The sequence below is a fragment of the Flavobacterium sp. H4147 genome (assembly GCF_029360735.1).
GTDB classification, from domain to species: Bacteria; Bacteroidota; Bacteroidia; order Flavobacteriales; family Flavobacteriaceae; genus Flavobacterium; species Flavobacterium endoglycinae.
The window spans coordinates 1476456-1489086 of the sequence record NZ_JARKNB010000001.1 but is presented as its reverse complement, the minus strand read 5'-3'; the positions used below and the strand labels follow the sequence as shown (position 1 = coordinate 1489086).

The following is a 12631-nucleotide window of genomic DNA, read 5'->3' as shown; positions in this document are numbered from 1 at the left end:
TTTTATCGTTTGTCAGTCTGAGCGGAGTCGAAGCCCAGTCCCAATTGGAGCGCCCTTCGACTTCGTTCAGGGTAACAATAATTATTAAAAATTAACCTCTTTCTTCTCTCCTTTTTTCAAAACGATTTCCTGTTTTTTATCACCGAAAATCAAAGTTGTTTTTCCTCCATTTTTTGAAGAAATAATTACTTTTTGTGGTTTTTTATTGCTCCAATTCATTTCGATTTCGAAACCGCCTCTAGCGCAAATTCCTTTTACAGAACCTTCTTCCCAATCATCTGGCAAAGCAGGAAGCAATCGGATTTCGTTTTCGTCTGACTGAATTAACATTTCTGCAACGGCTGCAGCGCCTCCAAAATTCCCATCAATTTGAAATGGCGGATGTGCATCGAATAAATTCGGGTATGTTCCTCCACCTCTTCTTGGTTTGTCTGTTTTTTTTCCATCTGGATCAACGTAACGCAATAATTCGCGGTACATTTTGTAAGCACGATTACCGTCCCAAAGTCTTGCCCAAAGATTGATTCTCCAGCCTTTTGACCAGCCTGTGGTTTCGTCTCCTTTTATCTCTAAAGTTTTCTTAGAAGCTTCTGCCAAATCTGGCGTTTTCAAAGGCGTGATATGATCGCCAGGAAAAAGCCCAAATAAATGCGATTGATGACGGTGCTTTGGATCATTATCGTCCCAATCAAAATACCATTCCTGTAGATTTCCTTTTTTGCCAATTTGATACGGATGAAGTTTAGCCAATGCTTTTTCTAATTTATCTCTGAAAGCAGCATCCGTATTCAACACTTTTGAAGCTTTTATCGTTTTATCAAAACATTCACGAATCATCGCTAAATCAGCAGTTCCTCCATACATTGTTGCACCAACAAAACCATCTGCTAATCTATATTGGTTTTCTGGCGAAGTGGATGGCGATGTAATGAGATTTCCATTTTTATCGGTTACCAGCCAGCCCAAACAAAATTCTGCCGCGCCTTTCATTAACGGATAACCTTCTTTTTTTAAGTAATTTAGGTCTTGAGTAAAAGTATAATGCTCCCAAATATGTGTGCTTAGCCATGCTTGTGCCATTGGCCAGCATGCCCACATTGGATCTTCTTTTCCAAATTGTCCAACGGGATTCGTCATCGCCCAAATGTCTGAATTATGAGCCGCTGCCCAACCTTCATTTACTCCATAAAAAGTCTTTGCTGTAATTTTTCCGTTTACCGAAAGGTTTTTTATAAAACTCAAAAGAGACTGATGCATTTCTGAAAGATTGGTGTTTTCTGCCAGCCAATAATTTTCTTCCAGATTAATATTCATCGTATAATTACTGCTCCAAGGCGGATTTACATACGGATTCCAAAGTCCTTGTAAATTGGCAGGAACACCCAAAGTTCGTGAAGAACTGATTAGTAAATATCGTCCGAAATTGAAATACAAAATTTCCAGATTTTTATCTTCTTTTCCATCAGCATAACGCAATAAACGTTCGTCTGTTGGTAGATCTGGAGCGGTTGTTTTACCTAGATTCAAGTCCACACGATTGAAGAATTTTTGATAATCGGCAATGTGATTTTCCTTTAGTTTGTCGAATGGTTTAGCATACGCTTTATTAAGATTTTGCAAAGCAATTGATACATCGTCTACACCTTCGGTAGCTGGATTTTTGTCAAAGCCGTTAAAACTGGTTGCCACCGAAACATAAATATAAACTTCAGATGCATTTTTTATCGTTAATGCTGCTCTCGAACTGGTAAGCTGACCATCTGTTTTTTTGACTTGCAGTAAAGTTGTAAATCTTGTTCCTCTTTCTGGAATCTGCAAATATTTTTCTTGGACTTTATATCCTGCATTTTCATGAATTGGCGCTGTGCCGTTCATTACCAAAACATTATTTCGAACGGCAACTTCTGATTTTAATAAACTTTTTAAACTAATGTCGAAGTTTAAAGCTCCTTTCTCACTACTCGTCAATTTAATGACCATAACTTGATCTGGAGCCGAAACAAAATATTCGCGCGTGTATTTTACGCCGTCCATTTCATACGTCACTTTTGATGTTGCGTTGGCAAGATCCAATTCTCTATAATAATTGGTCGCTTTTCCTTTCTCTGAATTGTTGATTTCTAATGTTCCCAAAGGGGCATACGATTCTGAGTTTTTTCCTTGAACTTTTTTGTTCAGTTCCTCGGCTAGTTTATAATTTTCGTTTTTTAAGGCATCGCGAATTGCGGGAATATTTTTATAAGCTTCTGGACTCATATTGGCGTTTACGGGTTCGCCCGACCAAAGTGTAATATCATTCAAATAAATTTTATCTGAATTCACGCCGCCAAAAACCGTTGCTCCCATTTTTCCGTTTCCTAAAACTAAACTTTCTTCAAAGAATTCTGCGGGCTGTTTGTACCACAAAACATTTTTGGATTGTGCCGAAATGTTTTTGGTGTAAAATGTGAGGAATAAGATGAAAAATGTTTTTTTGATGAAACTTGAATGCATTGGGTTTTATTTTAATGTTATAATCAGATGTTCCTCTGGAACATTCTCGCAATTTGTTTATTTAACCAACGGATTTCATCCGTTGCTACCGACCAGATGTTCCTAACGGACATTTTCACGATTTCTTTTTTCACCAACGGATTCATCCTGTTGCTACCGACGAATTGTTCCTAGTGGAACATATTAAGTTTTTTGCTTTTTGCTAATTACTTTTCATTACTTACTCACTTTATAAATTTCGTTTGCCGTAATCATTTCCCAATTATCGGTTCTGAATGGTGATGCAGGGAATTTTTCTTTATTGAAAAGATTGATCGCCGTATCGTCGTCTGCCCAACCGTAATGCACTGCAACTGGATTTTGAACCTGATCGCTGGAAACGATTATTTTGTTGTCTTTGATAATCGCTTTCGCGGAATGAAAAACTTTGTCTGCACCTGCAATCTCAAATCCTTTTAATTCATCGCTATTTGGCGTTGATAGTCCGCTGCCGATGTTATCGAAAGTTAGGATAATTTGGTTTCCTTTTATTTCCTGAGATTTATACGTTGGTCCGCTGTTAATTTGTTTTTTACCGTAAATATTGTTCATTGCGATGGCTGCCAAACGCAGACCAATATCTTGTTTGTTGGTTGGGTGAATGTCTTTTGCATTTCCAATGTCTGTTGTCACCGCCATTCCTGTGTTTGGTAATTTCAAAGTTTCAGATTGTGCTTCTCGAAGTTCTGCCCAACGGCTTCCTTTTTGACTGTTGCCGCCAAACTCGTCAAAAGTTGATAATTGCACAAAATAGAATGGAAAATTGCCTTGTTTGAATTTGGTTCTCCAATCATTAATCAATAATGGAAAAGCTTTTTTGTATTGTTTTGCTCTCCAAACATTTGACTCTCCTTGATACCACAGAACACCTTGAATCACATAAGGAACCAACGGATTCACCATGGCATTGTACAATAACGACGGATAACTGTTTGGCGATAATGACGTTTTGACCACAATAACTCTAAATTTCCAATTTCCGTCAAGCGGAATAACTTTAGTTCCTATTGTTAATTTCAAATCTTGGGATTCTCCATAAATACCTCCGCCTCCACTGTTATCTACAATTCTAACGGCAATTACATTTTTTCCTTCTTTTAAAATATTGTCTGGAACTGTGTATACTCTTTTTAAATCATATTGTGTATTTCGCCCCACTTCAATTCCGTTTACATAGGTAATATCTTCGTCATCGATTTTTGCAAGACTTAAAATCGCTTTGTTTTTAATATCTTCTGCGGTTAAGGTAATTGTTTTACGCATCCAAACCACACCATCTAAATCGCCAAGCGGTTGATTTTCCCATAAACTCGGTGTTTTTAAATCGCCCCAATTTTTATCCTCGAAAGAAAGTTCTTTAAATGTATTTTCGTTTGCAGTACTTACTTCTGTTCCTTGAATCTTTTCGACTCTTTCTTTCATTTTTTGGGCGTACAGTTTCGAAATTGAATCCACGTTCATCACGGGAACATCGGCAATCATTGATTTAAAATCAGGACTATTTTGAAACGCTTCACGGCTTGTCCAAGTTTCTACATTGGTTCCGCCCCAAGAAGTATTGATGATTCCGATTGGAATTTTTAATTCTGAATATAATTTTCTGGCGAAATAATAGCCGACAGCGGTAAAGTTCCCTACGTTTTGTTTGTTAGCTTCTTCCCATTTCCCTTGTTTTAAATCGTCTTTTGGGGTTCCGCTTAAATCCTGCGCTATACCAAAATGGCGAATCATTGGATAATTGGCGTCTGCAATTTCTTTTTCAGCATTGATAGTTTTGGAAACTTGAAATTCCATATTCGATTGTCCGCTGCAAATCCAAACTTCTCCAACCAAAACATTTTTGATGGTAATTTTATTTTTTCCGATTACAACCAATTCGAATGGTCCGCCGGCTTTTTCGGCAGCTAAATGTACCGTCCATTTTCCGTTTTTATCGGCTGTTGTTTTCTTAATTTGTTTGTTGAAATGAACTTCTACACTTTCATTGGCATCGGCAAAACCCCAAATCGGGATTTGCTTGTCTCTTTGCAACACCATTCCGTCAGAAAAAAGTATAGGCATTCGTACATTAGCGCTAGATATTGCACTAATTATCAATAAAATAAAAACTATTAACTTTTTCATTTATTCTAATTTTATTTTTTTGAATCATATAATTGATATAAGTAAATTTAAGATTATCCTTTTCATTGAATTTATATTTACTTATATCAATTATATGGTTTTATAACATTTTTTTACTTTAATCCGTCGATTAATGCGTTTAAAGCTTGTGTGTCGAAGACGGTATTGTTGGTTCTGTTTATGATTCCGAAACCGTTATTTCCTAAGCTTCCTTCGTCCCAATAAAACGGCAATAAACCGTTTGCTTTTGCTGTTTTGACTACCGTTTTTAAATAATAGGCTCTAGAATTTAAATGCAAAGTCAGCGCGTCTCCCGTTAAAGTGGTTCTTCGGATTGCTCCAAATTCTCCTAACAAAACAGGAATTCCTTTATCGACAAACTGCGTTTTCATCAATTTGAAATTCTTTTCTAAATCGGCTTCTTCGCCCCAAGTTGCATTTCGTTCGGTATCGGTTGTAGAATGAAATCCTGAACCCCAATAATAGAACATTTTACCCCAAGTTTCGTCTTTGGTTAATCCAGCAAAATTCCACGGAGAATAATAATGCACTTCGACCATCATTTTATTTGCCGTCTTATCTGTTGGCAATGTAGTCATTAATTTGTTTGTTTTTTCAATATCTGTCGTTGGACCTTGAACAACTAACACTCTATTAGCATTTTTTCCTCCTGTTGAACGAACGGCATCAATAAAAGTTTGATGATAAGACATTAAAACTGCCATTTGCGTTGCATCTTCAACCGCTGGTTCGTTGGCACTCGCAAAAAGCAAATGTTCGTCGAATCCGCGTAAATGCGTGGCGATTTGTTCCCAGAAAGCTTTTTGTTTAGCATTATTTTCTACTTTTTTGGCTTCATTGATATTGTTTTCCAGCCATCCGCCGTCCCAGTGAATGTTTACTACAACGTACATATCGTTATCTACACAATATTGTACCACTTCTTTAACACGATTTAACCAATCGGTTTTGATTTTTGCTGTTGCTGCATTTTCTAAATTCTGATTCCAAGAACATGGAATTCTAATGGCATTAAATCCGTTTGCTTTTACAGCATCAATTAATGCTTTGGTCACTTTTGGATTTCCCCAAGCAGTTTCTCCGCCTGTAGCTTCCAAAGTATTTCCAATATTCCATCCTAATTTGATTTTTGCCGCCAATTCAACTGCCGAACTTGACATTCCAGAAGCATCGGCTGCAATTGGATTGGTATTATAACTCGGATATAAACTTGTCGCTACAGCCGCAGCCTGAGAAACTGAAATTGTTGCAGAAGGAACTTCGCTGCCTGATAGCGTAATCACCGCATTTCGTACTGAACTCGTTGTGTTTTCTAAAGCCGTTATTTTTACTACTGTACTTCCAGAAGGTCCAGAAGTCTGATTTACTTTTATCCAAGTAACAGGATTAGTCAAAGTCCAAGCAACTCCGTTAGAATTAACAGTTACTTCAATTGTATTTTCTTTACTGTCAAAATCGACTTTATCTTTGTTGACACTCAGCATTTTTATACTTACTGGCGTATTGTCTTTATCTGAACTGCAAGCTAAAACGCCTAAAAAAGCAAAGCATAATATAAAACTCAGGAGATAATCTTTGATTGTTTTTTTCATTTGGTTTAAGTTTTTACCAAATAGGCTTTTAAAAAATAACCATATAAGTAATTTAAGTTTATTTAATCAAGCTTAAAATTAATCTAGCAAAGATGCTGAGACGCAAAGCTTGAATGAACTTAAATTACTTATATGGTTAAAAAGACTACTTAATTGTTACTGAAATTTCTTTTTTGATGTCTCTTGAAGAAGTTCCTACTTTAATAGTATATTTTCCTGGCTCGACTGTCCATTTTTTAGCAGCAACATCATAATATGCTAGTTCTTTTACAGGCACTTTAATCGTTACTGTTTCTGAACCTCCAGATTTTACATCCACTTTTTTGAATCCTTTCAACTCTTGCGCTGCTCGAGTAATTTTAGAATCCGGTTTTGAAGTATATAATTGAACAACTTCTTTTCCGTCTACTTTTCCTGTGTTTTTAACGTCAACAGAAACTTCGATTACCTCATTTTGAGCAAATGAATCTTGGTTTGCTTTTGCATTTTCTAAAGCAAAAGTCGTATATGATAATCCGTAACCGAAAGGATATAATGGCGTAACATTTTTAGTATCAAACCAGCGGTATCCGATTAAGATTCCTTCTGCATAATTTACTGCTTTGTCTCCAGGGAAACTGTTTGTAGCGTGTGCAGGAGAATCTTTAAGCTGTTTTGGCATTGTCCAAGGCAATTTTCCTGACGGATTTACTTTTCCTAAAATAACATCTGCTAAAGCATTTCCGCCTTCAGAACCGTTAAACCAGCTCCAAACTAAAGCTGAAGACTTTTGGCTTATTTCATTAATATCGAATGGAGCACCAGCCACCATTACTACGATCGTTTTTGGATTAACTGCCAGAACTTGTTTGATTAATTCTTCTTGTCCGAAAGGCAAATGTAAATCTCTTCTATCAGAAGCTTCAGTTTCGTAATCACGGTTTGAACCTGCAAAAATGATGGCTACGTCTGAATTTTTAGCCGCTTCAACCGCTTCTTTTACTTTTGCAGGATCCAACTGATCGATTGTAACTGGACCGTTTGCCGTAATATTTCCTAAATTTCCTCTATTCCTTTTGTCGTAACGCTCTAGATATCCTTCTGCATAATTGATTTTGATTGAAGAAGGAAGTCTATTTTTAAGCCCTTCAAGAGGCGTAACTTCTCTTTTTGTTTTAACACCAGCGCCAAATCCGCCCAAAGCATTTTTCTTGGTTGCGTTGTTTCCGATTACCGCAATAGATTTTACTCCGTCTAATTTTAGCGGAAGCGCATTGTTTTCATTTTTCAATAATACAATTGCTTCTGCTGCAATTTTGTACGCATCTTGGTAATGTGCTTCTGTTGCGATGCTTCCTTTAGCGCGCTCGCCTCCGCCCATTGCTTTTACTTGGAATAAAACTCTTAAAATACGTTTTACATGAAGATCAATTTCTTTTTCTGAAACTTCACCCGATTTTACTGCTGCAATTAATTTATCTGCTAAGAAAAATTCGTTGAAAGGTTTTGGAGTTCCCATTTCAATATCTAAACCATTTTTCAAAGTTTTTGCTGTAGAATGTACCGCAGCCCAATCTGAAACGACAATACCTTTAAATCCCCATTCGTCACGAAGAATTTTATTCAGCATATAATCGTTTTCACATAGATATTCACCTCTAAATTTATTATACGCTCCCATGATACTATATGCTTTTGCTTCTTTTACAGTAGCTTCAAAAGCTGGAAGATAAATTTCGCGAAGTGTACGCTCGTCAATCTGCACATCTACAAAATCACGATTGGTTTCCTGATTGTTTGCCGCATAATGTTTCACGCACGCCATTACATCTTTTTCCTGTAAACCAACAACCAATGGCACGGCGATTTTTTTATTCAAAAATGGATCTTCTGACATGTATTCGTACGTTCTTCCTCCAAGCGGCGTTCTCACCATATTAATCGCTGGTGAAAGTAACATGTCTTTATCTCTTGCACGCAATTCTTCTCCTAAACTAGTTCCGAAAGTGTGTGCCATTTCAGCATTCCACGTTGCTGCCAAAGCTCCTCCTGCTGGATAATAGGTTGCAAAATCGTTTGTCCATCCTGCTGGCGCCCAATTGTCACGCGAAATTTCTTCACGAACTCCCAACGGACCATCGGCCATTTTTAATTCTGGAATTCCTAAACGTTTTACGCCTGAATTGGCAAACATACTGTTACCATGAAGCATTCCGACTTTTTCTTCTAATGTCATTTGCGAAATGAGTTTGTCGATTTCGGCATCATGTTCTGTTCCTATTTCTTTTCCAACGTATTCTTCGTTCTGCGCCGAAGTTGAAGCCGTAGTCTTCGCATCATTTTTACAAGAAGCAAAAAATGCAAAAACCAAAGCTGCCGAAAGGTATATCATTTTGTTTTTCATAGATAGTTAGGTGTTTTTGAATTTAAAGATTTGATTCCTCACGCAGGTCTTTAAACCCAGTTAATATTCTTTTATGTTTGTGGTTTTATCTAAAATTATTGTTCAATCTATTGTGTAAAATTATTTTTAACACATAGAAACATAGCTTTGAGAAACTTACAAAAGTCGTTTCACTTATAATATAACACATTAGTGTGTTAAAGCTTGCTTTTTTTATAATCTTAATCAGAAGCAATAAAAATCTATGTTTCTATGTGTTTAAATTAAATTTCCCCAATGGATTATTGTTTAATCAAATTCAGCATTACAACATCATTTTCATTGATTTTGAATTCTCTGCTAAAAGTTCCTTTTGCATCAATTGTAATTTTTTCTGTTGAAATTGGTGCTCCGTTATTTTTTTCTTTTATCGAATTAACTTGCTCACGAGTTAGCTGACTCGGTTTGTTCATTGCTAAATAATCCGCGTAAACATCGTTTACTTTATAACCAACTTTGTAGATTTCCAATACATATTTTCCTTTCTGCATTCCGTCGACTTCAATTTTGACTTTTCCTTTTTCTTTTGATGGAAGATCTTTAATGTAATACGTCTGATTCAGTTCTTTATCGCCCGGATGTGTATTCGTAAAATCCCACAATAAAACCTGAAGATCGCCTTTTGCATTTTTAGAAGTCCAAGACGCTTTATCTGAATTTTGAAGTTCTGTTTCTCCCAATTTATTCAGTAAATAATAAGAGAAATAGGCAGGTTTTTTAATTCCCTGCGTGTTCAACAATCCGAAACCGCCGTGAAAAGGCGTAAATCTTGGCCCCGGTTCTTCAAATATATCAGTAAAAACCCAATACGACATTGAGTTTGCAGCGTTCCCAACTTGTTTTAATTTCTGCAAAATATACGCCGCCGAATGATAACTGTCGTGAATGGGATCTGCTGGTGTGTATGAAGAACTCCATTCTGTATAATGCAGTTCCAGATTTGGCTTAGCCGATTCTGCAATCTGTTTGCGCGAATTGATCACTTCTCCGCTTACGCTAAATTCATCTTTGCTCAATATTGTTCCCGAAGTTCCAAATTCGTCCAAATAGCCATGTTTTACTCCGTAAGCATGTGTCGAAATAAAATCGATCGGAAGATTATTTTTAGTGCAAAAAGCAATCGTTTCTGGAACCCAAGCCGCTCCTGCAGTTGCTGGTCCGCCGACTTTATAAGCTGGGTTTACGGCTTTTATACCGCGAGCTGCATAATCGTATAATTTATAATATTCTTCTTGAGTTCCTGTCCAAAATCCTGGCGTTAAATTTGGTTCGTTCCACACTTCAAAATACCATGTCTTTACTTCTTCGTCTCCATAACGTTCTTTGAAATGTGCGGTTAGATTTCGAATTAAATCTTCCCATTTTTTATAATCTTTTGGAGGCGTTACATTTCCTTTCCACCAAAAAATAGTTTCTTTTCCGCTTGCCAAAGCATTCGGCATAAAACCTAATTCAACAAAAGGTTTCATTTTCAGACTTACAATAAAATCAAACAAAACGTCAACGTATTGGTAATTGTATTCTGGATTTCCTTTTTCGTCTTCGCGGTAAACGGCCATATCATCTGTCAATAAACCATGAAAACGAATGTATTTAAAATCACATTCCTTTTTTACTAATGCCAACTGCTGCTGCCAATCGGCTCGAAGACCTTCATTTGCTCTTCCTGCACCAATGCATTCTTTGAACATGGTGTTTAGTTTGCCAGCCGTTTTATTGAAATCGACTTTTATGGTTCGGTTTTCATTTTGTGCAAACGAATGGATTGAACTAAATAAAACTGCTAGTAGTAAAAGTTTTTTCATCTGAAAATGGTTTTTTGTCTTTATCTATTTCCGTTACCAAACCCGACAGGTTTTTAAAACCTGTCGGGTTTAACTTTGCGTAAAAAGACGCAATGCAGTGCGTCTCTACAAATTATAATTTCTTGAATCTCACTGCTCCACCGCCAGCTCCACCTAAATTTAATTTTAGAGAATCTGTAGATTTTACTGTTTTCTTAGAAATGGCCACTGCTTCTGGATTGCGTTTTTGATCTGTTCCTTCTGCATCCACATAAATCTGAGCTTCGTAAGTTGCATTTGGATCTAAGAATAACAATGAAACATTTACATTTCTAGGATTTTCGTTTGTCAAAGTTCCTAAATACCAATCGGCGCTGTTTCTGTCTTTTCTTGCTGTTGTGATGTATTCGCCAATTTTTCCTTCTAAGATTTTTGTGTCTTCCCAATCGGTCGGAACGTCTTTTAAGAATTGTAAAGCTGGTTTTCCTTCGTAGTTTTCAGGAAGATCGGCTAACATTTGAATTGGAGAATAAATTGTAACGTACAATGCTAATTGCTGCCCCACTGTTCCTTGAATTCTTTTTCCTGGGTAACCTTGTTTAACCTCAACATCAAAAATTCCAGGTGTGAAATCCATTGGTCCAGAAAGCAATCTTGTAAACGGAATAATGCTTAAATGGTTTGGCGGATTTCCTTCGCTCCAAGCGTTGTATTCTTGTCCACGCGCTGCTTCTCTCGAAACCATGTTTGGATAGGTTCTTCTTTCTCCTGTATCTTTAATCGATTCGTGGTATAAAACCGCTAAATCGTATTGTGCTGCTTTTTCTAAAATGTATCTGAAATAATTCACTCCAAACTGTCCGAAGTGCATTTGTTTCATGTTTAATTTAGAACCTACGTGACCAATTTTTACGGTATGAATTCCTAGTTTTTTGTATAACGCAAAACCTTCATCAACTTCTTTTAAGTAGTTTATTAAGTTGGAACCTGTTTCGTGATATCCGATTAATTCGATGTTCTTTTTCTTTCCATATTCCACTACTTTTTCTAAGTCGAAATTGTCAGCGCTTTTTGTGAAGCTGAACATGTGCATGCGGTTTTCATACCAGCCTGGTGTCCAACCTTTATTCCATCCTTCGATTAATAAGTGGTGAAAACCTTCTTTTGCCGTAAAATCGATATATTCTTCAGCATGTTTTGTAGTTGCACCTTGTTTGTCGCTCTCCCAAAAAGTATATTTTCCGATATGCATTCCCCACCAAATTCCTAAATATTTGTAGGGTTTGAAATAGCTGTTTGTATTCTTTAGTTTGTTTGGCTCGTTTAGGTTTAAAACCAAATAAGAAGTAATTAATTCTCCCGGATTTTCTCCAATTTGAATCGTTCTCCAAGAAGAAGTAAACGAATCTTTCACGCGAACTTTTACTCCGTCAGCCCATGGCACTAAATCCGATTTTAATTCTGTTCCTTTTGTGTTGACCAAAGTCATACTGGCAAAATCGTACAAGTTTGCTTCGTGGAAACTTAAAGCCAATCCGCTTTTGCTTTCGATAGTTAAGGGAGTTAAAACGGTATCAAGCGTACTTACTGGGGCATCTTTAAACAAATATTCGTCACGGTTTTCTCGGTTTGCAGGAATCCACCACGCTTTTCCATCTTCTTTTAAGTTGAAAGTCGTTTTTTCATCCATGATGAAAATACTGTCTTTTACATTTTGTTTTGGATAAACATATCTAAAAGCTACTCCATCATCAAAAGCACGAAACTGAATTTGTAATTTTCTTTTGTTTCCTGTTTTTTGCTGTAAATCGACTACTAATTGATTGTAATGATTTCTAATCTTTTTCTTTTCTCCCCAAACTTGTTCCCAAGTTTCATCAAACGTAGAAGTTTTTGCTCCTTTGATTTCAAAGTTGGTGCTTAAATCTTCGTTTCCTTTTAATACAAATCCCATTTCTGACGGAGAAATTACTTCGGTTTTTCCGTGAGAAACAGTGTATTTTGGAGCGTTTTTAACCAACTCAAATTTGATTTTATTTTGTCCGTTTGGCGATGCGAGTTCGTAGGCGTTTTTAGTTTTCTGACTGTATCCAACGGTAATTGAAAACAGTACAGCAGGGAGAATTAAATAATTTTTCATTTTTTTGGTATTATGT

6 protein-coding genes are annotated in these 12631 nt (G+C 36.6%); all 6 read right to left on the bottom strand.

The window, feature by feature from the left end; all coding sequences use genetic code 11:
• Positions 1–84: 84 nt before the first annotated feature.
• Positions 85–2493 (bottom strand): glycoside hydrolase family 95 protein, encoded by a 2409-nt coding sequence (locus tag P2W75_RS06440; RefSeq protein WP_276379621.1) that lies wholly within the window; start codon positions 2491–2493, stop codon positions 85–87.
• Between the two features lie 216 nt (positions 2494–2709).
• Positions 2710–4656, bottom strand: coding sequence for a sialate O-acetylesterase (locus tag P2W75_RS06435; protein ID WP_276379619.1), 1947 nt, complete (start codon positions 4654–4656; stop codon positions 2710–2712).
• A 113-nt stretch (positions 4657–4769) separates the two neighbouring features.
• Entirely contained in the window at positions 4770–6269 is a 1500-nt protein-coding gene (locus tag P2W75_RS06430) for a cellulase family glycosylhydrolase (protein WP_276379617.1), read from the bottom strand.
• A 145-nt stretch (positions 6270–6414) separates the two neighbouring features.
• Entirely contained in the window at positions 6415–8652 is a 2238-nt protein-coding gene (locus P2W75_RS06425; RefSeq protein ID WP_276379615.1) for a glycoside hydrolase family 3 C-terminal domain-containing protein, read from the bottom strand.
• A gap of 281 nt (positions 8653–8933) precedes the next feature.
• Complete coding sequence (locus tag P2W75_RS06420; RefSeq protein ID WP_276379614.1) at positions 8934–10496, bottom strand: glycoside hydrolase; 1563 nt, start codon at positions 10494–10496, stop codon at positions 8934–8936.
• A gap of 112 nt (positions 10497–10608) precedes the next feature.
• Positions 10609–12615: a glycoside hydrolase family 97 protein gene (locus P2W75_RS06415; RefSeq protein ID WP_276379613.1), complete on the bottom strand. Its 2007-nt coding sequence runs from the start codon at positions 12613–12615 to the stop codon at positions 10609–10611.
• Positions 12616–12631 lie beyond the last annotated feature (16 nt).

Excerpts from the sequence above, each read along its gene's own strand:
- P2W75_RS06415 (WP_276379613.1), bottom strand. The coding sequence starts at position 12,615 with ATGAAAAATTATTTAATTCTCCCTGCTGTACTGTTTTCAATTACCGTT.
- P2W75_RS06435 (WP_276379619.1), bottom strand. The coding sequence starts at position 4,656 with ATGAAAAAGTTAATAGTTTTTATTTTATTGATAATTAGTGCAATATCT.
- P2W75_RS06440 (WP_276379621.1), bottom strand. The coding sequence starts at position 2,493 with ATGCATTCAAGTTTCATCAAAAAAACATTTTTCATCTTATTCCTCACA.
- P2W75_RS06425 (WP_276379615.1), bottom strand. The coding sequence starts at position 8,652 with ATGAAAAACAAAATGATATACCTTTCGGCAGCTTTGGTTTTTGCATTT.
- P2W75_RS06420 (WP_276379614.1), bottom strand. The coding sequence starts at position 10,496 with ATGAAAAAACTTTTACTACTAGCAGTTTTATTTAGTTCAATCCATTCG.
- P2W75_RS06430 (WP_276379617.1), bottom strand. The coding sequence starts at position 6,269 with ATGAAAAAAACAATCAAAGATTATCTCCTGAGTTTTATATTATGCTTT.